This window comes from Rothia sp. 18CD1-1 (genome assembly GCF_055285355.1).
Genome location: NZ_JBUZLI010000003.1, coordinates 107589 through 128809, shown reverse-complemented (window position 1 = coordinate 128809; position 21221 = coordinate 107589). Strand labels below are relative to the sequence as shown.

The window sequence follows — 21221 nt, the reverse complement described above, 5'->3', positions numbered from 1 at the left end:
CGGCTTATGCTAACGGCGTTTGGTGCCAAAGAGTGAGCGCACGAGCTGCCTACCGATCTGTGAGGCGATATTGGTGCCCACCCGCATCATGGCATCATTGCGTTTTTGACGGGCGCGTTCTTCTTCTTTTGCACGTTTTTCGGCTTCTTTGGCGGCGGCCTGTGCCTGTTTCTGGGCCTCTTTGCTGGCCGAGTCGTCGAGCTTTTTCTGGTCCGTTTCCGCACGAGCTTGACTGTCTTGCTGTGCGCGCTCGGCGAGTTTTTCAAAGGCGGAGTAGGAGTCAACCTCGGTCGAATATTTCTCGGTGAGTTTGCTGTTCTGAACCACCTGTGCCATGGCTTCGGGTGCCGGGGCCATGAGGGACTCCGGGGCAAACATGCGGGTGAGGGCCACGGGGGAGGGGGTGCCGGTTTCGGTCATGACGGTCACCACGGCCTCGCCGGTTCCGGCGGTGGTGAGGACTTCTTCGAGGTTGTATGGGGAGGTGGGGAAGGTTTTGGCCGTGGCGGTGAGCGCTTTGTGGTCTTCGGGGGTGAAGGCCCGCAGGGCGTGCTGTACCCGGTTGGCGAGCTGGCCCAGTACGTCGGCGGGGAGGTCTTTGGGGGTTTGGGTGATGAAGAAGAGCCCCACACCTTTGGAGCGGATAAGGCGCACGGTCTGGGTGATGGCCTCCTTGAAGGCTTTGGATGAGCCCGAGAATAGCAGGTGTGCTTCATCGAGAAAGAAGACGAGCTTGGGTTTTTCGGTATCACCGACTTCGGGGAGGTCTTCAAAGAGGTCTGCCAGCAGCCACATGAGGAAGGTGGAGAAGAGCTGGGGCCTGGTTTGCAGGTCGGCAAGTTCGAGGATGTTGATGATTCCGCGGCCGTCGTCGGTGAGGCGCAGGAATTCTGAGGAGTCAAATTCTGGTTCGCCAAAGAAGCGGCCCATGCCGTCGGCTTCAAGGCTCACGAGTCCTCTGAGGATCACTCCGGCAGTTGCCTTGGAGACTCCGCCGATGTTGTCTAGCTCAGCTTTGCCGTCGGGGGATGTGAGGAACTGAATGAGGGAGCGGAGGTCTGCGAGGTTGTAGAGCTCCAGTTGTTTCTGGTCTGCATAGTGGAAGATGAGTTGAAGCGCTGATTCCTGGGTGGCATTAAGGTCCATGACGCGTGAGAGCAGCACGGGGCCGAAGGACTCAATAGTGGCGCGGATGGGGACCCCGGTTGCCTCCCCGCCGAGGGTAAAGAATTCGGTGGGGAATGCCGTGGCCGACCAGTCCTGGCCCAGAGCCGAGGTGCGGGCGGATAGCTTCTCGCTGCCGATACCGGGTGCGGCAAGCCCCGAGAGGTCCCCCTTAATATCGGCCATAAATACGGGCACCCCCAGGGTTGAGAGCTGTTCGGCGATGACCTGAAGTGTTTTTGTCTTACCGGTGCCGGTGGCCCCGGCGATGAGGCCGTGCCGGTTCATCATGGAAAGCGGCAAGGATACCCTGACATCGGGGTGGGGTTCTCCCTGGGAGAGTGCCACCCCGAGCTCCACCTTCGCTCCGTCAAAGAGGTAGCCGTTTTTGATTGTTTCAAGCTGGTTTCCGTTAGTCATGCAATTCAGTATAGTCAGACCGGTCCGGTGGGCAGGCCGGGTGTCGCTCGCCGTCTCACAGCTTTCAGCGTAAACCTGTGCCGGCCCTATTTTCTCTCTGACTGGCACCTAAATTTTTGGCACAATAGATAAATATACTTTTTGCCCGTGTCCGCAGATACGGCGGGAGGGCAGGGTGTAGCTGACCGGCGATACTGAAGTTCGCGAGATAGACGATCCTTTGAGGAAGATGTGAGCACCGGACAAACCACCTCATCACAACCTAAAAAACCCAGGCGTAGAAACAGCACCCTCACCATCACTTTCGTGATGATTGCGGTGTTAATTGTTCTCTTTGTACTCGCCACACAGGTTTACACAGAAGTTCTCTGGTATAACCAGCTGGGTTTTCTCAGTGTTTTTATTACCGAAAACCTCTATAAAGCGGCAGTCTTTGCGGGTGCTGGGCTATTAGCTGCTGCTGCGGTGTGGGCGAGTATGTTCTTTGCCTATGTTCGCGGGGATGAGCCGGCTGCCCCTGCCCCGCGCAGCAGCCGCCCCCGCGCTGACTCTCGGCAGCCCGGCCGGGGACAGGACCCCCTGGCTGACTTCCAAGACATTTTAGCCCAGAATATGGACCGCTACCGGACAACCATCGACAGGGCTCGAAAAACCCTTCTCATTTTTATTCCTCTGCTGATCGGACTCTTTGTGGGTGCCGGTGCGACCACCCAGTGGGAAACCGTCGCGCTCTTCTTCAACGGTGTTGGGTTCGGTGCCCAGGACCCAGAATTCGGGCTGGATATAGGTTTCTTCATGTTTTCGCTCCCCTTCTGGAGCGTGCTGGTGGGTCTCTTGAACACCGTGGTGGTCTTGGCAGCGCTCGCCGGCCTGGTAATGCACTATTTCTACGGCGGTTTAAAAGTAAATGAAAAGGGTATAGATACCACCAAGAGTTTCCGCCGGCACGCGGCAATCATGCTTGCCCTGTTTGTGCTGTTGCGGGCGGTGACGTTCTGGCTTAACCGTTACACGGCCACCCAGGACCAGTCGGGCTCCTGGGCAGGTGCCATGTTCACCGATGTCAACGCGATTATTCCCATGCAGGCAATCCTTGCGGCTGTGGCCCTGCTTGTTGCCGCACTGTTTGTGGTGGCCGCGGTAACTAACAGGTGGAGGCTGCCCATTATCGGTACGGCGGTGATGATTGTTGCCGCCATCGTTGCCGGCGGAGTGTATCCCTGGATTGTGCAGCGTTTTCAGGTGGTTCCCAACGAGCAGGCCAGCGAGGCGGAGTATATTCAGCGCAATATTGATGCCACACGCACAGCGTACGGTCTGGACAGTTTGCAGACCGAGAGCTACGACGCCACCACGGCTACCACATCGGGCGCGCTTTCCGGGGAATCGGAGACCATATCCAATATTCGTCTGCTTGACCCCAACGTGGTGTCCGCTGCCTTTAGTCAGCTACAGCAGTTCCGGCCTTATTACCAGTTTGACCAGAATCTTTCGGTTGACCGCTACACCATTAACGGTGAATCACAGGATACCGTTATCTCTGCCCGCGAGCTCAACCCGGCACAGAACGCTGATTCCTCCTGGTATAACCAGCACGTGGTGTACACCCACGGCTACGGTGTGATCGCAGCCTACGGCAACCAGGTGGAGGCAGACGGTAAACCCAAGTTTATGCAGTCGGGTATCACCGCTACCGGTGAGATCAGCGGTGACTATGAGCCCCGTATCTATTTTGGTAAATCTTCTCCCGACTACTCCATTGTGGGAGGTAGCGAATCGGATACCCCGCTTGAGCTTGACCGGCCCCAGACCACCGATGATCAGGGCTCCTCGGACGCTAAGTACACGTTTACCGGCGACGGCGGGCCACAGGTGGGTAATACGCTGAGCCGTCTAGCGTACGCGATTAAATTTCAGTCCTCTGATTTGCTTCTCTCTGACGCTATTCGTCCGGAATCCCAGATCCTCTACGATCGTAATCCCAGCGACCGCGTGAAGAAGGTGGCCCCCTATCTCACTGTTGACGGAAACCCCTATCCGGCGATTGTTGATAACCAGGTGGTTTGGGTGGTTGACGCCTATACCACCAGCAACAGGTACCCCTATTCGCAGTCGTCGGAGCTGGGCTCAGCGACCGTTGATTCTGAGGTGTCGTCGGGGGCGTCTTCGGCTCTCCCCAACGATAGTGTCAACTATATTCGTAACTCGGTGAAAGCGACCGTCAACGCCTACGATGGTTCGGTGAACCTCTACGCCTGGGATGACCAGGATCCTGTGCTGAAGGCATGGCAGGGGGTTTTTGGGGGTACGGTAAAGCCCTACACCGAGATGAGCGCCGACCTGATTGACCATGTGCGTTACCCGCAGGACATGTTTAAGGTGCAGCGGGAGGTTCTGAACAGGTACCACGTGACCGATGCCGGCAGTTTCTACGCCGGTGATGACGTGTGGGCAACCCCCAATGATCCGACAACCGATTCGGCTACTTCTCTGCCGCCCTACTATATGTCTTTGCAAATGCCCGGTGAAGACAGGGCCTCGTTTTCTCTGACAACCAGCTGGATTCCGCAGCAGTCGGATAACAATACCCGGAACGTGATGTACGGGTTTATGGCTGCTAACGGTGATGCCGGCACGGGTAGGGACGGCGAGAAGAGTGCCGATTACGGTAAGCTGACCCTGCTTGAGCTACCTCGCAGCTCGGTGGTCCCGGGGCCCGGTCAGGCGCAGAATAATTTTGATTCTGACACCGAGGTCTCGACCGAGTTGAACCTGCTACGTCAGGGTGCTTCAAACGTGATCAACGGTAACCTGCTGACCTTGCCCGTGGGTGACGGTATTCTCTATGTGCAGCCGGTTTATGTGCAGTCGTCCGGTGATTCGGCCTATCCAACTTTGCGTCGGGTGCTGGTCGGATTTGGCGAGAAGGTGGGTTTTGCCCCCACCCTGGAGGAGGCTCTTGACGAACTCTTCGGCGGTTCTTCCGGTGCCCAAACAGCCGATGACTCCGGTGTTGACGCTTCGCAGGCCGATAGTGAGGGTGGCTCCTCGGGGTCGTCTGAGTCATCCGGGGAGTCCGGTGATGTGCAGCAGGCGTTGAGGAACGCGAATCAGGCGATGCAGGATTCTTCCCAGGCGCTCAAGGACGGGGACTGGGCAGCTTACGGTGAGGCGCAGGAGCGGTTGAACCAGGCTATCCAGGACGCCCTGGATGCGGAGGGGGCAACCGAGTCGAGTGCTGAGCCTTCTGCTTCTGCCAGCGCCGGCTAGGCCCCGACTGCTTGGTGGGGTCTTCTTGCTCTAGTCGAGAGCTGAGGACCCCACAGCTGCCTACCTGTGTTCTCACTTACAAAGAGGGGGCGGGGTTTGCCCGTGTGATATCGGGTGTGTATAGTTGTATGAGTCGCCGCGGGGTGGAGCAGTTCGGTAGCTCGCCGGGCTCATAACCCGGAGGTCGCAGGTTCAAATCCTGCCCCCGCAACTATCGTGTAGGTCGCTCCTGATGGAACTAGTTCCACGGGGGCGATTTTCTTTCCGGTTCTTCCTTCTTGTGAAACTTGCAAGGGGGAGGGGCTTTTTGCGTTTAAGAGTTCAGGGCCGACAAGTTCTGAGACTGTAATCCCTAGATATGAAGCGATCTCCATGAACGTCAGGGTCTCTACGTTGCGGCATCGGGTAACTCGAAAGTATTTGGCTGAAAGTTTGAAGAGGGTACTCCCTGCTCTCCAAAACCGGCTAAGTGGACGTGTGGAATGGCGAGTTAAGGAAGTCGAGCTGGCCGCGTAAGCACTGCCGCGGGTAAGGGGTAGCGGGTAGATGTCTTTGGAAATGATGGTATGGGCATTCCACTAAGAGAGTTCACCGTGGATGATGGTCAGTGGTGTACGAGTCGGGTAGGTGCGGGCTAGGAGTTCGAGCCAACGACGGCGGGTAGTGATAGTGGAAGGTTGGCGGCCTGCGGCCAGTAACCAGTTGTTAAAGTTGGTGATGTGAGAAGTCCAGGTGGTTCACAGCGGGGTTCCTTTCTACAGACTAGATTTTCTGTAGAGGAACTGTGGGCGCCTGGTGCTGTGAGTACCTGGATTTATCGGTAAATTTTGGAACGGTGACCGGCGATGAGGGCAATGATAATGAGCTCACCTTGGTCAAGATTGAGGATGACTCTGTAGTTACCTATGCGGTATCTCCATAGGCCGGTAAATTCCCCGGTGAGCGCTTTGCAGTGGGCTTGTGGGGTTGGTGATTTCGCAAGCCGATCGAGCGCGTCCATAATTCTGCGCCGGGTTGGCTTATCTAGCTTTTTGAGTGCTTTGATGCAGTCCTTGTCGTAGATGAGGCTCCAAGAGGAGGCTGCCATAAATTTAGAGTCCTAGTTCTTTTCGTGCTTCTTCCGCTGTATAAGCACGACGTTCTCCGCTTTTGATTGCCTTTACTTTGGCCTGGAGCTCGGCTGCGTATTCTGCTTCTGCGATGTGTTCCTCGATGAGGGTGCGTGCACAGTAAGCAACAGAACGGTCAGATGCGGCTGCTAGGTTGGCTAGGCGCTCTTTGAGAGATGATGGGACTCGGATAGTGAGGACGCTGTCAGATATGGTTGTTGTAGTCATGTATTCATTGTATGACAGTCGCAGTAGTCTGAAAAGTAGTTCAGTTGAGTTGCATGACATTGTAGCTCGAAGGCAGGGGAGTTAGTAGGACATATCAGGTTGGGAGTAGGGCGGTATGGCAGGGAAAGGGGATTTTTTGGTTACCTATCCAAATCCAGGGCCTTCTGAGCAAAATAGCTCTAGCCAGCAGGGCTTGCGTGTTTATAGACTAAAGATACTTGTTGACAAGACATTTTGAACCCTAGACAAGGGGTAGGACTGGTGCCTGTCTTTTCTGGACCCGGGTGAAAAAGTACTCGTATCCTACAAGAAGGGACTACCATCATGCAATTTTCTCCCCTGTCTCTGTGTCAGGATCTTTGGGTAACTTTCGAAAACCCGAAAACAGGTACAAAGACTCATTCTCTTCGCGGGGTTGGTGTTGCTGTTACGGAGGGGGAGATGCTTTCGGTGGTTGGTCCCTCGGGTAGCGGCAAGTCAACGCTGTTGCAGGCGCTTGCAGGTTTTCAGAAGCCTACACGGGGTTCTGTATCTCTTTTAGGCAGAGACATTACCGGCCTCAGTCCCTCAAAAATTGCCCACCTCCACCGGGGAGGGGTAGGCTTCATTTTTCAAAGCTACAACCTCATAGAGTCACTGACAGCGTTAGAGAATGTTCTGCTAAGCGCACGGTTTGCGCGTTTCCCCCTTGATAAATACCGTGCAATCGGTGTTCTTGAGTCTCTTGGTATGGGCCATCGGGTTAGCCACCGCGTAGCCGATCTCTCCGGCGGTGAGCAGCAGCGTGTTGCTGTAGCGCGGGTGGCCTATACCAGGCCCAAGATTATCTTTGCTGATGAGCCTACCGGTGCCCTTGACTCTGTTTCCTCCGCGGCGGTGATCGAAACGCTCAAAAATTTAGCTCATCAGGGGAGTTCGGTATTTTTGGTGACCCATGATCTTGAGGATGCCGCTCAGGCGGATAGCTGCCTCATTCTGCGTGATGGAATTATTCTGAATCATCTTGTGAAACCCGGGCAAGATCAGCTGTGGCAGATGATGAAACAGGGGTCAGATCGTGTTTAAAGTAGCGCTTAACCAGGTATGGCAGTATAAAATCCTCTGGACATCGGTACTGGTCACGGTTGCTTCGGTGGCTCTATTTATCAGTCTCTGTGTTAATTTTATGGTTGCTATACTCCGTGCTGATACCTGGGTTTTTGAACAGCCAGAAATCCAACCCGGCGGAAGGGAAGCCTACCTAGAAGTAGGGGCTAATTTGCTTATTTATTCGGGGTTCCCCTCCCTTGTAGTGCTGGGGATAGTCTCATTAAATATTGCTTTTCAGCTTAAACGTTCTCATGCTTTATGGGTACTAGCCGGTGCCCTACCTCGTCAGGTGGTAGCGATATTCTCCTTTCAAACCTTAGTGGTGTCAGCTATGGGAAGTGCTCTGGGGATAGTAATCTCACTGTTCTTGCAACCCTGGGTCAACGGGATTCTTTTTAGATGGAATCAGGCACCGGAAGCTGTTTTACCGCTGTCCTACAGTACGATGGGTTTCTGTATTACCTTTCTTGTAGTGGCGGGTATGAGCTACCTGAGTGCTTTCTTCCCCGCGTTGAGGATACGTAAGGTCTCTGCTCTGGATATCTATAAGGAAACTGTTGCAGGGCAGACAAATACGGTTTGGCGTAAAGCCCTGGTACCGGGTATTTTTGGTATTTTCGTTATTCTGCCTCTTCTGGCGACCCTGCTGATTGTTCCTTTTCTTCCGGAGCCAGTTTATGCCGTGTTAGTAACTTTGCCTCTGGGACAGGCTCTCGTCATTTTCACCGCTTTGTTAGCTCCTCTCATCCTTCCGATAATAATGAGAGTATGGACGCATATACCCGCTTTAAAAGACTGGTTACCCTGGCATGTAGCCCGTCATGCCGCAGTAGCGAGAGCTGAGGTATCGAGTTCAACTGTTGCTCCGCTGATGGTGGGGACGGGAATGTTTCTTTCTTTTGACCTTGTAGGAGGGACAGGGGCTCAGGTGGCTTCAGCCGGAGAAGTGAACCTGTTCGATGGAACACTGATGTTAACTCCGCTAGCTTTTATTGCTACGGTGGGAACCATTGCGGTTATCTTTATGTCGACCAGGCAGAGAGGGGTTGATGTAACAATCCTGAGAAGATCCTCTGCAACATATCAGGATGTGGTTGCTATTCTGATATGTGAAGGTGTTATCTATGCGGTGTCCGCTCTTGTCCTTCTGGCTATCCCCGCACTAGCACAGATTTTTCTGCTGGTCTTTGCGCTTGCCAGCCATGGAGTGAGCGTAACGGTCATCAGCATGGACGCTTTGGTGCCAGCCCTGGTCTATGTAGCGGGTAGCCTGGGGATCGTTGGTACAGTCACGATATCTGGCCAAAAATTTTGGAAGACACCTTGCGGAAGCATTGCAACAGAGTAGGTATAGAAGAAAACGTGTTCTACCCACAGGTCAGATTTCAGTAGGGGCTATCAAAATTATGGATTTGATACTGTCAGGGTTATAGATAAAGCTCCTGGGGGCGGAATTGATGTAGAGTCCTGGTCCTTTTCGCACCTCGTCTACGGAGTAAGTACGTCGCTCTTTGAGAGATGAGAAAATGTGAATGGTTTCTGGGGAGGGTACGTCCCGGTCCGCGTATTGGTTTAGTGCAGGAAAAAGGTTTATACGGTTTGGAGGGGCCTTTGGGGCCTGGGAATGCTGAAATGGTTGCTGAAGTTGTCTATGGGGTGTTATGGATTCTTTTGTGAGCCGTGAAGAATTTGGGGAGCTCAAGGAGGAGCTGGAGCGTACCCGGGCTGAGTTGTGGGAGATTCTTCGGTCTCTTGTGCATTCGGTTAAGTTGACGGATGAGCATCCCTGGTCAAGGAGAAGATATACAAGGGGTGCTCGCCCATTTATCATAGAAGCTAACAACACTCCTGAGGAGAAAGATACAGTCATGAAAAATGAGAAGTCCCGGGAGATCTTGTGGAGTGTAATCTCGATTATTGTCGGCTTTGGGACCTAGATAACTATGCAGAATGTTTCATGGGGCGTGGTGGATCCGGCAAAAGTGGGCCTTGTCGTAGCTGTCATAGGTGCTATTTCGCTTATCTGGTCACTATTTAGTAAAGATACAGGAAAATCGTAGATAAATTCCCCGAAGGCGGGAGACGCCGGGTAACCACAGTTTGATAGGGTACGTGCCCCACATGTCAGCGCCGTCTCATGCAACCGCCGCCGGTTTACTTCGCACACATTTACAGCTTGTCAGCCTTTACCGGTGGCAGCCTCAGACAAGGCGGACCACCGGTTCCGACACAGGCGAACCTGCCTGCCTATGCCTGCTTATTTTTAAGAGCAGCTAGGCGGGCTTCGAGCTCGGTCTGCTTACCCAGTTCTTCAAGATCGTTAAACTGGGCATCAATCGACGATGCCGCTAGCTCCTGCTCACCGCGCACGCGGGCCTCCTCGCGGCGCACCTTCTCCTCAAACCGAGAAATCTCGCTGGTTGGATCCATGACGTTAAAGGATTTGAGCGCATCGTTGACCTGGGTCTGAGCTGCCGCGTTCTTCTGGCGAGCCACCAGCTCATCGCGCTTGGAGGAGAGCTCGCGCAGTTTCTCCCGCATCTTGGTGAGACCTTCTTTAAGCTGCTCAACCACCTGGGTTTGAGAATCGATCTGGGGTTTAACCGTCGCGGCCTCTTTCTCCGCCTGCATTTGGCGGCCTAGCGCAACCTTAGCGAGGTTATCGAACTTATCCGCGTTGGTGTTATCGCCCGCAGCGCGGAACTCGTCTGCCTTATTTGAGGCTGCCAGGGCCTTGCTACCCCATTCGTCGGCTTCACGCTGATCTTCGGCATAGTCTTCTTCAAGCATCCGCAGGTTACCGATGGTTTGGGCCACAGCCTGCTCCGCCTCGGCGATACTGTTAGTGTAGTCACGCACCATTTGATCCAGCATCTTTTGGGGGTCCTCTGCCGCGTCAAGAAGAGCGTTGATGTTTGCCTTGGTCAGCTGGGCGATACGGCTGAAAATAGTCTGCTTAGCCACGGTTGTTTGTCCTTACCTGTTGGGTTTCACCCCGCAGTTGTGCGGAGTAATCTATATACATTGTGTCAAAAATTCTTAAAGGTATGCTGTGGACTATCGGTCGATAGCTTGGGTGTTCCCTGAGAGAGACCCACCGCTAGAAGGTGCCACCGGCCCCGGGACCACCAAAGCCCCCGCCTCCTCCAAAGCTTCCTCCGCCGAAGCCGCCACCAAAACTTCCACCACCGCTACCAAAATGTCCGCCACCAAAACCGGTTGACCGGCTACCACCGAGCAGGGTGCCCAGAAGAATACCGCCGAGCAGGGCGGAATTATCCGAGGACCTTCCACCGCTGCCACCGGTAAAATTATCCACATCGTCGCGAGCTAAACGCTGAGCATCAGTTGCCAACCGAATAGCATCGTTGGCGTGTGAAAGAGCGGTCACCGGATCTGAAGCCTGCACCTGCTGAGCCTCGGACAGGTGACGCTCAGCCTCCCTCAGCCTGGTCCGAGCCTCAGCCCGCACACCGCCGCGGCGCGCCCACACGTACTCCGAAGCGGTAGAAACTTGAGCCTGCGCCGAAACCAGGGCATGGTCCAGGTGAGCGCGTGCAGCTCTCTCCCTGTCATGAATTTCCTGGGCACCCGCCAGAGCCTCGTCAAGTTCGCTCCGTACATCGTGTAAACGGCGGTTAAGAGCTAACGGGTCACTGAGCGGCTGCTTACTTTCCGTCTCGATCTGGGCCAGCACAGCGTCAACCCCGGCAGCCGCACTCGACAGCCGATCACCACCCTTTTTCGCGAGTTCCTGCGCCTGAGCAACATCACGCTGAGCGGTCAGGATCGCCGATGCCAAAGATTCTTGTGCCCTCACAAGTTCGTCTTCAGTGTGGGTCACAGCCTCAAGCAGCGCCCGAACCTGCCCCACAGCCTCCTCACCGGCACGAATCTCAAGGATAGACTCGGACCGGTTACCCGCCATCAGATGCTGGGCAGAGTTCACCGCCTCCCGGGCAAACTCCCGCCGACTCCGGGCCTGCTCAATATTATCGGCTACAGGGTCAAAAGCCGTAGCCGCATAGGTGCTCTTCAACCGCTGTAGGGCAGACTCCGCCCGCGCGAAAAGGGTATCGAGCTGCTGCTCCTGTTCCCTCAGCGACTGAAGAACCAGCGGGGCATTCTGCTCAAGTTTTCGCAGATCAGTAAAACTCTTTTCCTGCTCGGCAAGCACGCGCTGGGCATCCCGGCAGCGGTCGATGATCTCGGTGAGCCAGCTGCGCTGCTCCTGCTCGGTATCCGGAATATCGTCATCAAGCTGCTTCTGTAGCTGGAAAGACCGCCGCATATGCTCCCTGGCACCGGCAACGGCCTGAACAAAAGACTCAACCTCTTTCTCACCGTACTGGAGCCGGGCGAACTCAATTTCCTGCTCTGAATTCACGATGGCATCGTCGGTGGCCACCAGCAGCGCATCTGCCTGCCCGCGCAATTCAGCGATAGACGGCAGCTGAGAAGCCGGTGACGACGGTGACACCACCGAAGACTCACCGGGCCTGTTACTCTTCCGGCCCCTGCTCACCAGCCAGGCGCCGCCGCCGGCAACAGCGGCAACGCCGCCCAAAACTGTAAGGCCCACGGCTGCCCCACCCCAGGAGAAACCGGCAAGCTGGGACGAGACCCCGCGAGCCGCTGCGAGTGCGGCGGCATCGTAGTCGGAGTTTCTCAGCTCGGGGTAGATGTCGTTGGTGTAAATATCGGTGGTTTGCGTCTCGGAGAGAAGTCCGGTACTGCCAGCCATAAAGTAGGCGGCGCGTTCTTCGGTGGCGATAGCGAGCACCAGGTCATTACTGCCCATATTGTTGAGCTGAGCGAGTTCTTTGACCCACTCCTCGGAGTTACCCGGATTCTCGAAACGGTCGATGGTGACCACATAAAGGTTGACGTTGTGGTCTGTTGCCAGCCTATCGATAGCGCTTTGGAGCTCACCGGTATCGGTGAGTGTACCGGTGGTGTCTTGGATACGGGTTTGTGCGGGGATATCCATGGGAGATTCGGCGGCAGCGGGGGCCACGGCGAGCAACACCGCGGCAGCCCCACCGGCGGCAAGCACAGCAAACGATTTTAATTTTTTCACCGGGGTTCTTTCTTCCAACTATTGACCGGTAATGCTAGAGTTACGTGCTCAATTCTACGGTGAAGAATGCCAGGCGCCGGGGACAGCGGTGAGATTTTTCACCACCGGCGCAGAGGGAAACAATTCCCCGTCGTGTTTTCAGCAAACACCCAGCAGACCTACAAGATGGGCACAGTGCCATGGTAGATAGTTACTGTAGGCATATTGTTGTGTGAAGCGTAGCCGGGCTAAAACCGCAAGAGGGCAGCTTCGCCTAAGAGTTGTGAAAGGTAGACGCGCATGTCTCAACATCCCTGGGATAGTCCAGAAAATACCGGTGGCCACTATGGTCGGCAGAACAACCAGAGCGACCAAAAGTACCAGGGAAACTATCAGTCGGAGCCATACCCGCCGCAGGACCCCTACACACAACCAGAATACGCGTACACCCAGCCAATCACGCAGCAGCCACAACCCCAAAACGTGACCCAGCCCAAAAAACGTATGACCGCAGCGGTGGTCTCGGCGGCCGTGATCGCCGCCCTGGTCGGTGGCGGTGTGGGAGGGGGAGTGGTGGCGGTGGCCAACTCGTCGGCGGGCTCAAGCGTGACCACCACCAAAGACGGCACCTCCATCATCAACAACACCACAAACGTAACCGACACAACCGCCGCGGCGGCCAAAGCAACCCCCTCGGTAGTCACTATCGGTGTCACCAGCTCAGCCGGCTCGGGATCCGGCTCAGGAATCATTCTTGATGCGGACGGGCACATACTGACCAACACCCATGTGGTCACCATGGACGGCGGAACCAGTAACCCCAACATCGAGGTGCAGATGTCAGACGGCTCCGTGCGCAACGCAACCATTGTGGGTACCGACCCGACCAGCGACCTTGCCGTCATCAAGGTTGATACCGCGGGGCTCGATATCACCCCGGCAACCATCGGTGATTCCGACGCACTCAATGTGGGGGACGTCTCGGTAGCTATCGGGGCGCCCCTGGGGCTGGCCAACACGGTAACCGACGGCATTATCTCCACCCTGTCCAGAACCATTGAAGTCGCCTCGTCGGAGGCCCCCTCGGACAGCGGAGGATCCTCCGGAGGGGGATCGGGCCAGGATTCACCGTTTGAGTTTCAGGTACCCGGTCAGGAACGCCAACAAAAATCAACCAGCTCAACCATCGCCATTAACGTGTTGCAGACCGATGCCGCTATCAACCCCGGTAACTCCGGCGGCGCCCTGGTCGACTCTCAAGGACAGGTGATCGGTGTCAACGTGGCTATCGCCTCCACCAGCTCGTCGTCAACATCGTCCAGCGGCAATATCGGTGTGGGCTTTGCTATCCCAATCAACTATGCCAAACGAATCGCCGATGATCTTATTGAGACGGGTAAAGCATCGCACGGTCTTCTCGGCGCCAGCGTATCAACCTCTCCGGCCAACGACGATAAGAGCGAAATCTTTGGCGACGGCGCACTGGTCAAGGACGTCACAAGCGGCGGGGCAGCCGATCAAGCGGGAATCAAAGAAGGAGACGTGATTACCGCTATCAACGGTCAAACCGTGAGCGAGGCCAGCGAACTCACCGCGGCGATACGCCAGAGCGAACCGGGCATCACCGTCAAAATCACCTACACCCGCAATGGGGACACCCATGAAGCTGACGTGACGGTGGGCGACTCCGCAGATTCCTAAACAGCAGTCCCCGGCTACCGGGGCCACCCCGCTTACCGCCGGAGCGCTTTTAAGCGCACCAAAACCAGCAGTCCCCGGCTACCGGGGCCACCCGGCGGATCGGCTCTTTACTCGGCCGCTGGGTTTCTTGCCCCGCGGTACCCCTGCTGTCTCCATGCCTCGTAGACGGCGATGGAGGCGGAATTAGCCAGGTTGAGGGAGCGCCGCCCCGCAAGCATGGGGATACTCACCCGCTCGGTAACCTCCGGCGCTCCCTGAATTTCTGCGGGCAGACCCGCAGACTCGGGCCCAAACATGAGCACGTCTGTGGGCCGGTAGCTGATATCGGCAAAAGACGCGGTCGCGGTGGTGGTAAAGGCGAAAACCCGGGCGGGTAGGAGGGCCTGCCAGGCGTGCTCAAGTGTCCGATGCACGGTCAGCACCGCCAGATCGTGATAGTCAAGGCCCGCCCGCCGAAGGTGCTTATCGTCAAAATTAAAGCCGAGCGGCTCTACCAGGTGCAGTTCGGCGCCGGTGACCGCGGCCAGGCGAATAGCGTTGCCGGTGTTTCCGGGTATTTCGGGGGTATAGAAAAGAATCTTGAACACTGTATTCAGTGTAGTGCTCCGGCAGCCGGTGCGCGTGAACTAGCTCCTGTGCCGGGAATGCGTGAGCGAGTAAAATAGTTGAGCTAAACACCGGCCCGCTTTCAAGGAGCAAAACATGGGAGAATCTCGCGTATACCTGGACCACGCAGCCACCACCGACGTGCTTGCACCGGTGGTCGATGCCGTGGCAGCGCAGATGCTGACCGGCGGCAACCCCTCGTCTTTGCACGCGGCCGGGCGCCGGGCCCGCGCCGCCGTTGAAACCGCACGGGAGCGTATTGCCCGGGCGGTAGACTGCGATTCCGCCGAGGTCATTTTTACATCCGGTGGTACCGAGGCGGATAACCTGGCGGTTAAGGGTATTTTTTGGAAGCGGCAGCGGGACGATCGCCGGAAGAAAAGGATCCTGCTTTCTGCCGTTGAGCATCACGCGGTATCTGACGCTGTCGAGTGGCTGGAGGAACACGAGGGGGCGGAGCCGGTATGGATCCCGGTGGATGGCGCGGGGGTGGTATCGCCGTCTCGGGTGCGGGAGTTGATCGAGGAAGACCCCGGCTCCGTTGCCCTGGTTGCTCTCATGTGGGCTAATAATGAGGTCGGTACTCTGCAACCGGTTGCAGAGGTCGCCTCTATTGCTGCCGAGTTCGGTATTCCACTGCACACCGACGCGGTGCAGGCTTTTGGGGCGGTGCCGGTGAGTTTTCGGGAATCTGGGGTGGCCAGCATGGCTATCTCAGGCCACAAGATTGGGGGCCCCATGGGTGTGGGTGCTCTGATTGCTACCCGGTCAACAGCCCTCACCCCGGTCCTGCACGGTGGTGGGCAGGAGCGTTCGGTGCGGTCGGGGACCGTTAACGCGGCCGCTATCGCCGGTTTCGGGGTGGCAGCTACCACAGCTGTGGACCGGCTGGTCGACGAATCACGGCGTATCGGCATACTGCGTAACCGCCTTATTGCCGGAGTGAAGCAGGCGATCCCCGGTGCTATCCTGCGGGGTCCCTCTCCCGAAAGTGACCTGGAGTTGATAGAGAATGGTCCTTCACGAAGACTTCCGGGAAACGCGCACTTTACCTTTACCGGCTGCGAGGGGGACTCCCTTCTTTTCCTCCTCGATATGGCCGGGATAGAATCGTCGACGGGCTCGGCCTGCAACGCCGGAGTACCCCGACCCTCACACGTGCTTTTAGCAATGGGGTTGCCCGAAGACGATGCCCGCGGTGCACAGCGTTTTAGCCTGGGGCACACCAGTACCGATGAAGACGTGGAGAAACTGCTTGAAGCGCTTCCCGCCGCCTATGAGCAGGCCTACGCGGCGGGCCTTGCTGCTCATACCCCCGAAACCGGGCGCTGGAATTCACACTAGACACGAGAAGATTCCGTGAGAAAGATACGGTAGATATGAAAATTTTGGCTGCGATGAGCGGCGGTGTTGACTCCGCTGTGGCGGCTGCCCGGGCGGTGGATGCGGGTCATCAGGTTGTTGGTGTTCACCTGGCCCTGTCCCGTATGCCGGGTACTCTGCGCACCGGTAGCCGGGGGTGCTGCACCATTGAAGATTCGATGGATGCCCGCCGGGTGTGTGATCAGCTGGGTATCCCCTTCTATGTGTGGGATTTTTCGGAGCGTTTTAAAGAAGACGTGGTAGACGATTTCATAAGCGAGTACGAGCACGGGCGCACCCCCAACCCCTGTATGCGCTGTAACGAAAAGATCAAATTTGCCGCCCTGCTCGACAAAGCGGTCGCCCTGGGATTCGATAAGGTGGTGACCGGCCACTACGCCAAGGTAGTAACCGACGATGACGGCAACCTCCAGCTGCACCGTGCGGCGACCTGGGCCAAGGACCAGTCGTATGTGCTGGGCGTGCTCACCCACGAGCAGCTCAGGTATGCCTGGTTTCCACTGGCCGATACGCCGTCCAAAGATCTGGTGCGGGCAGAGGCCGCCGAACGAGGTTTCTCGGTAGCGAAGAAGCCCGATTCCTACGACATTTGTTTTATCCCCGAGGGTGATACCAGGGCCTGGCTACAGGAGCATATTGAGATGGCTCCCGGCGAGATCAAAGACACCGAGGGGAGGGTGCTGGGGAGCCACCCCGGTTCCCAGGCGTATACGGTTGGACAGCGTAAGGGGCTGGGTATCGGTAAGCCCGCTGCGGACGGTAAGCCGCGTTTTGTGCTGGAGATCCGACCCAAAACTAACGAGGTTATTGTGGGCTCCAGGGAGCTGCTCGCTGTTGATGAGATGCGCGGTATCCGCGTTAGCTGGGCGGGGCTTCCCGTCGCCGAGGTCGCCCAATTTATGGGTGTGGAGCCGGTGGAGGGAGCCCGCAGTCGGGAGTTCGAGATGACCGCCCAGGTGCGGGCCCACGCCGACCCGGTGAAATCATGTGCGCACGTGGAGTGGGTTATTGACGATGAGGCGGCGGAGCAAGGAGCGCTCAGGTTAGAACTTGTGGTGCGTCTGCGGGAGAGCCTGCGCGGTGTAGCTCCGGGACAGACCCTGGTGATGTATCAGGGAAGCCGGGTGCTGGGGCAGGCTACCATCAACCGGGCCTATTCGCTGGAGCGTGCTGATATGCGGGGTTAGCCTATCGCAATGCTGTCGGGTGTTCTCACGTGATGGAATACACGCTACGGTTGCGATGGGGCGTTTTTAGGTTGCGGGTGTTTGTCTCTACACTGGCTCCATGAGTAAATCGTTTGATAGCGCGGAGAACCTGACCGGGGAACGCCGGGCCACCTCGCTCAGCGGAATCGATTCGGGGGTGCTTGAGGAACTTTTCAGTATTCGGCGAACCATCGATAACCTGGATGCAGCACTGGTGAATATTCTTGCCGAACGGTTTCGTGCCACCCAGAGAGTGGGTTACCTCAAGGCGGAGCACCGCTTGCCGGCGGGTGACCCGGACCGTGAAGCAGCGCAGATTAGGCGCCTTCGGACCATGGCGGAGTCCGCCCAGCTGGATCCGGAGTTTGCCGAGAAATTTTTGACCTTTATTATTTCCGAGGTGATCAGACACCACGAGAAAATAGCCCAGGAACAGAATGAATAAGCCGCTACCGGCGGTGGAGGATATCGCGTGAGCATTACCTTTGACCCCTCCTACAGGGTGGAGGCAAGCGGCAGGGGAAACTGGCCCGGCACCGATACCGTGGACGCTATAACCCGAATTCGCGGAGAACTGGGTGCCCCTCACCTTCCCTATCTGCCCGCCCTCACACAGCGGGGTTTTGCCGCCACCGACCTCGCCCGCAGTATTGCCTGCCTGGAGGGGTTGAGCGCAGACGGGGTGTCTTTTGGCTGGAGGGTCAGAGAGGGGCGCTCTCGTGAGGGGCAGATGGCAGAATCGCTTTTGGCCTCAGATATCAATGCTCTTGCCGACGTCGTGGGTAGGGAAGATTCTGCCGGTGGAGGGGTGAAAATACAGCTGCTGGGTCCGATAAGCTTAGCCAGCAGGCTCTACCTGTCCTCGGGGGAGAGGGCAATTAGCGATCCGGGTCCCCGCCGTGACATACGCGATTCTTTTCTGGCCGGTCTACCTCGCTGGATTCGGGCTCTGGACGAGGCGGTTCAGGGGCAAAAACTTATTCTTCAATTCAACGAGCCCGACCTCGGCGCCGCCCTGGCAGGTAGCATCCCCACGGCAAGCGGCTACCGGAGACTGAAGAGACTGCACCGGCAGGAGGTGGTAGAAACCTTCACCCTGGTGGCGGAGGGTACACGGGATTGGGTTGATCAGCTGGTGCTTGCCCGCCAGCCCGCAGAACTTGACCGCAGCATCGTCGAAAATTTTGATGCGCTCGCCATGGACGGGCGGAGTGCGGCCGGGAGGAACTGGGAGCGCATTGCCGCCCGTATCGAGGCGGGTCAGAGGATCTACCTTGAGACCCTTAACCCGTTCGGGGAGCAGTCGCCGTTAGAAGAAGGCGCACGACTGTGGAAAACTTGGCGGACGATTGGGCTGCCCGCCGAGCAGCTCACCTCGCTGACGGTTACCGAGACCGCCGGTATCGAAGAACTTTCACCGCAGCAGGCAACGGCGCTTCTGGGTTGTCTGACCGAGCTTTCGCGGATAATTTCTGAGACCGCCGGGGAGGACTAGGGGAGCTTTCTCCGCCATAAAAGGCATGCTTACCGTTACTATAGGTAGGGAAGCCTCAACCGATACGGGAGAAAAATGACTGCAACCATCCTTGTTGTTGATGACGACGCCGCTCTGGCTGAAATGGTCGGTATTGTGCTTGCACAGGAGGGTTTTGACGCTGTTTTCTGCGAGTCCGGCGACAAGGCACTGGATGCTTTTAACACCACCCAGCCCGATCTTATTCTGCTTGATCTCATGCTTCCCGGAATCAACGGTATCGAGGTGTGCACCATGATCCGCGCCGAATCTGATGTGCCCATTATCATGCTGACCGCTAAGAGCGATACCGAAGATGTGGTGCGCGGCCTGGAGGCCGGAGCCGACGACTATATCGCCAAACCTTTTAAACCCGCCGAACTACTGGCCCGTGTACGGGCACGCCTGCGGCCGCGCGACGAGTACAGCAGCGAAACTCTGAAGGTGGGTGGGCTGGTCATTGACCTCGCCGGGCACACCGTGACCCGCGAGGGTACCCCGGTTCCCCTGACCCCGCTAGAGTTTGAGCTTCTGGCCCATCTTGCGCGGCAGCCGGGCCAGGTGATGAAGCGTGAGGCTCTGCTGGGTAAGGTGTGGGGCTACGACAAAGAGGTGGATCCCCGGTTGGTCAATGTTCATATTCAGCGTCTGCGCGCAAAGATTGAGCGAGACCCGGAGAACCCGCAGATTGTGCTGACCGTGCGCGGCTTAGGCTATAAAGCGGTCTCTGATAGGCCCAGACGCTAGGCTATGGCGAGACAGGCCACCACCACCGACACTGCCGCAGCGGCGGATATTTCCGCTGCCCCGGAGCTGACCTGGCGGCACCCGCTGCGCCGTATCACCTACCTCTGGCGTACCTCACTACAGTTTAGGGCGGTAGCCGGTGCGGGCATTCTGCTGTCCGTTGCTTTTATCTTTGTGGGCTCTTTTCTTTCCCACCAGATCGCTGACTCGCTCTTTCGAGGTCGGCTTAATCAGGCGCTTGAGGAGTCATCCAGTGGTTTTTCCAATGTTCAGACGCTCCTCAACAGCTCCGATGCCACGGGCAGAGACGATATTCAGCGTGATGTTCTACGCTTTCTCGCCGTGCTCGAAGCCACCGGTGGGGAGGGAAACAGACAGTGGCTGTTGGCTCCCAACACCGGCGGGAACGAGGGTGGTTTCATCACCGAGCAGAGTCAACACGGCGATGTCAGTGCCGCAGATATTCCCGAGGAACTGCGTACCTCGGTGAGTAACGGGAGCGGTATCTACTGGCAGTCGTCGACCCTCACCGTCGGTGGCACGCGGTCGCCGGTGCTCTTTGTGGGTACAGGTATTTCGATTCCGCAGAATCCCGACTACGGGCTCTACCTCATCTATGATCTTTCGTCGTCACAGCAGACCCTTGCCTATATCAACACGGTGGTCAGCCTCAGCTTTATGATTCTGTTGATCGTGGTGCTTACCATTGTTTGGGTGATTACCAGGTCGGTTATCCGCCCCATCTCCTCGACAGCGATCACCGCAGAAAAGCTTGCCGCCGGTGACCTGGGCCGCCGGGTGATTATGCGCGGGCACAACGAGACAGCGCGGCTCGGTAGCTCCTTCAACAAAATGGCGGATAGTCTGCAGGATCAGATTTCCCGGCTTGAAACGCTCTCTACCATGCAGCAGCGTTTTGTATCTGATGTTTCCCACGAGTTGCGGACACCGCTGACCACGGTGCGGATGGCTGCCGAGATGCTCTACGACGGCCGCGAACAGCTTGAGCCCACCTATCGGCGGCCCACCGAGCTTCTCTATAATCAGGTTGACCGGTTCGAATCCCTCCTTGCTGATTTGCTTGAGATTTCCCGCTTTGATGCGGGTTCGGCAAAGCTTGATGCTTCCTCCGTTGACCTGATGGGTGTGATCAACGATGTTCTGATCGAGGTGGAGCCCCACCTGACACGCACAGGGACTGAGCTGCGGATGCATCCGGCCCCGGCGCCGCTGCTGGTGGAGATGGACCACCGCCGTATCGAGAGGGTGCTCCGTAACCTCTTCTTTAACGCCGTTGAGCATAGTGAGGGTAGGCCCATCGACGTGTATGTTGCCGCCAACTCGAAGGCTGTGGGGGTGGCTGTGCGCGATCACGGAGTGGGCTTGACCAAGGAGCAGGTGAGCCAGGTCTTTAACCGGTTTTGGAGGGCCGATCCTTCACGCAAACGTACACTGGGCGGCACCGGTCTGGGACTATCTATTGCGGCAGAAGATGTGCGGCTGCACTCTGGCAGGCTTGAGGCATGGGGAGAACTGGGGGTTGGGGCTTGCTTCCGTATGACTCTACCGCTGCGGCAGGGGGAGGAAGCCGGGGAGTCCCCGGTACCCCTGGCAGCGGATATTGAGAAGGTGAGGGACCCCGTGAGCAGCACTGTCCCCAGGGTCTCGCTGGAGCACGAGTTTGAGCGGGCCACAATCCGTGCGGAGGGAGAAAAGTAGTCGTG

General features: G+C 57.1%; 17 protein-coding genes and 1 tRNA gene. 12 read left to right on the top strand and 6 right to left on the bottom strand.

The genetic code is table 11. The features are described 5' to 3' along the window. Positions 1-9: 9 nt before the first annotated feature. Positions 10-1584: a helicase HerA-like domain-containing protein gene (locus ACS1BR_RS02715; protein ID WP_463559943.1), complete on the bottom strand. Its 1575-nt coding sequence runs from the start codon at positions 1582-1584 to the stop codon at positions 10-12. Positions 1585-1815: 231 nt separating this feature from the next. Here ACS1BR_RS02715 and ACS1BR_RS02710 point away from each other — a divergent pair, with 231 nt between their 5' ends. Then, entirely contained in the window at positions 1816-4854 is a 3039-nt protein-coding gene (locus ACS1BR_RS02710; RefSeq protein WP_463559942.1) for a UPF0182 family membrane protein, read from the top strand. A 137-nt stretch (positions 4855-4991) separates the two neighbouring features. Continuing rightward, positions 4992-5065 (top strand) — tRNA-Met (locus tag ACS1BR_RS02705). 603 nt (positions 5066-5668) lie between these two features. On the opposite strand, the gene ACS1BR_RS02700 is transcribed toward ACS1BR_RS02705, so the two are convergent. Both ACS1BR_RS02700 and relB read right to left on the bottom strand, forming a co-directional pair. Next, positions 5669-5941 carry a type II toxin-antitoxin system RelE family toxin gene (locus tag ACS1BR_RS02700; protein WP_463559941.1) on the bottom strand — a complete coding sequence of 91 codons (273 nt, stop codon included), beginning with the start codon at positions 5939-5941 and terminating at the stop codon, positions 5669-5671. Positions 5942-5945: 4 nt separating this feature from the next. Next, entirely contained in the window at positions 5946-6191 is a 246-nt protein-coding gene (gene relB, locus ACS1BR_RS02695) for a type II toxin-antitoxin system RelB family antitoxin (protein ID WP_463559940.1), read from the bottom strand. Positions 6192-6515: 324 nt separating this feature from the next. On the opposite strand from relB, the gene ACS1BR_RS02690 reads away from it, so the two are divergent. From ACS1BR_RS02690 to ACS1BR_RS02680, 3 genes are all read left to right on the top strand, one after another. Continuing rightward, positions 6516-7256, top strand: a complete 741-nt coding sequence (locus ACS1BR_RS02690; protein WP_463559939.1) for an ABC transporter ATP-binding protein — start codon at positions 6516-6518, stop codon at positions 7254-7256. After that, positions 7249-8628 carry an FtsX-like permease family protein gene (locus tag ACS1BR_RS02685; protein ID WP_463559938.1) on the top strand — a complete coding sequence of 460 codons (1380 nt, stop codon included), beginning with the start codon at positions 7249-7251 and terminating at the stop codon, positions 8626-8628. The genes ACS1BR_RS02690 and ACS1BR_RS02685 overlap by 8 nt, the downstream gene beginning before the upstream one ends. A gap of 313 nt (positions 8629-8941) precedes the next feature. Further along, the gene (locus ACS1BR_RS02680) at positions 8942-9217 is read left to right on the top strand and encodes a hypothetical protein (protein WP_463559937.1); all 276 of its coding nucleotides are present in this window, start codon (positions 8942-8944) and stop codon (positions 9215-9217) included. Positions 9218-9527: 310 nt separating this feature from the next. Here the strand turns inward: ACS1BR_RS02680 and ACS1BR_RS02675 are convergent, their stop codons facing one another. Together ACS1BR_RS02675 and ACS1BR_RS02670 are read right to left on the bottom strand one after the other, a co-directional pair. Then, on the bottom strand, positions 9528-10244 hold the full coding sequence (locus tag ACS1BR_RS02675; RefSeq protein ID WP_463559936.1) for a PspA/IM30 family protein: 717 nt from the start codon (positions 10242-10244) through the stop codon (positions 9528-9530). A gap of 136 nt (positions 10245-10380) precedes the next feature. After that, positions 10381-12360 (bottom strand): TPM domain-containing protein, encoded by a 1980-nt coding sequence (locus ACS1BR_RS02670; RefSeq protein ID WP_463559935.1) that lies wholly within the window; start codon positions 12358-12360, stop codon positions 10381-10383. A 279-nt stretch (positions 12361-12639) separates the two neighbouring features. On the opposite strand from ACS1BR_RS02670, the gene ACS1BR_RS02665 reads away from it, so the two are divergent. After that, positions 12640-14040 (top strand): S1C family serine protease, encoded by a 1401-nt coding sequence (locus ACS1BR_RS02665; protein WP_463559934.1) that lies wholly within the window; start codon positions 12640-12642, stop codon positions 14038-14040. Positions 14041-14147: 107 nt separating this feature from the next. Here the strand turns inward: ACS1BR_RS02665 and ACS1BR_RS02660 are convergent, their stop codons facing one another. Then, positions 14148-14627: a tRNA (cytidine(34)-2'-O)-methyltransferase gene (locus tag ACS1BR_RS02660; RefSeq protein ID WP_463559933.1), complete on the bottom strand. Its 480-nt coding sequence runs from the start codon at positions 14625-14627 to the stop codon at positions 14148-14150. Between the two features lie 115 nt (positions 14628-14742). On the opposite strand from ACS1BR_RS02660, the gene ACS1BR_RS02655 reads away from it, so the two are divergent. The 6 genes from ACS1BR_RS02655 to mtrB all read left to right on the top strand — a co-directional run bounded on the left by ACS1BR_RS02655 (position 14743) and on the right by mtrB (position 21216). Continuing rightward, positions 14743-15990, top strand: coding sequence for a cysteine desulfurase family protein (locus ACS1BR_RS02655; RefSeq protein ID WP_463559932.1), 1248 nt, complete (start codon positions 14743-14745; stop codon positions 15988-15990). A 35-nt stretch (positions 15991-16025) separates the two neighbouring features. Then, the gene (mnmA, locus tag ACS1BR_RS02650; protein WP_463559931.1) at positions 16026-17216 is read left to right on the top strand and encodes a tRNA 2-thiouridine(34) synthase MnmA; all 1191 of its coding nucleotides are present in this window, start codon (positions 16026-16028) and stop codon (positions 17214-17216) included. Between the two features lie 100 nt (positions 17217-17316). After that, positions 17317-17682, top strand: a complete 366-nt coding sequence (locus ACS1BR_RS02645; RefSeq protein ID WP_463559930.1) for a chorismate mutase — start codon at positions 17317-17319, stop codon at positions 17680-17682. Between the two features lie 27 nt (positions 17683-17709). Beyond that, positions 17710-18732, top strand: coding sequence for a uroporphyrinogen decarboxylase/cobalamine-independent methonine synthase family protein (locus tag ACS1BR_RS02640; RefSeq protein ID WP_463559929.1), 1023 nt, complete (start codon positions 17710-17712; stop codon positions 18730-18732). A gap of 75 nt (positions 18733-18807) precedes the next feature. Next, positions 18808-19497, top strand: coding sequence for an MtrAB system response regulator MtrA (mtrA, locus tag ACS1BR_RS02635; RefSeq protein WP_463559928.1), 690 nt, complete (start codon positions 18808-18810; stop codon positions 19495-19497). Between the two features lie 3 nt (positions 19498-19500). After that, on the top strand, positions 19501-21216 hold the full coding sequence (gene mtrB / locus ACS1BR_RS02630) for an MtrAB system histidine kinase MtrB (RefSeq protein ID WP_463559927.1): 1716 nt from the start codon (positions 19501-19503) through the stop codon (positions 21214-21216). Positions 21217-21221: the final 5 nt, after the last annotated feature.

Coding starts and splice junctions, on each gene's coding strand:
- ACS1BR_RS02655 (WP_463559932.1), top strand. CDS start 14,743: ATGGGAGAATCTCGCGTATACCTGGACCACGCAGCCACCACCGACGTG.
- ACS1BR_RS02715 (WP_463559943.1), bottom strand. CDS start 1,584: ATGACTAACGGAAACCAGCTTGAAACAATCAAAAACGGCTACCTCTTT.
- relB (WP_463559940.1), bottom strand. CDS start 6,191: ATGACTACAACAACCATATCTGACAGCGTCCTCACTATCCGAGTCCCA.
- mtrB (WP_463559927.1), top strand. CDS start 19,501: ATGGCGAGACAGGCCACCACCACCGACACTGCCGCAGCGGCGGATATT.
- ACS1BR_RS02690 (WP_463559939.1), top strand. CDS start 6,516: ATGCAATTTTCTCCCCTGTCTCTGTGTCAGGATCTTTGGGTAACTTTC.
- ACS1BR_RS02680 (WP_463559937.1), top strand. CDS start 8,942: ATGGATTCTTTTGTGAGCCGTGAAGAATTTGGGGAGCTCAAGGAGGAG.
- ACS1BR_RS02700 (WP_463559941.1), bottom strand. CDS start 5,941: ATGGCAGCCTCCTCTTGGAGCCTCATCTACGACAAGGACTGCATCAAA.
- mtrA (WP_463559928.1), top strand. CDS start 18,808: ATGACTGCAACCATCCTTGTTGTTGATGACGACGCCGCTCTGGCTGAA.
- ACS1BR_RS02645 (WP_463559930.1), top strand. CDS start 17,317: ATGAGTAAATCGTTTGATAGCGCGGAGAACCTGACCGGGGAACGCCGG.
- mnmA (WP_463559931.1), top strand. CDS start 16,026: ATGAAAATTTTGGCTGCGATGAGCGGCGGTGTTGACTCCGCTGTGGCG.
- ACS1BR_RS02665 (WP_463559934.1), top strand. CDS start 12,640: ATGTCTCAACATCCCTGGGATAGTCCAGAAAATACCGGTGGCCACTAT.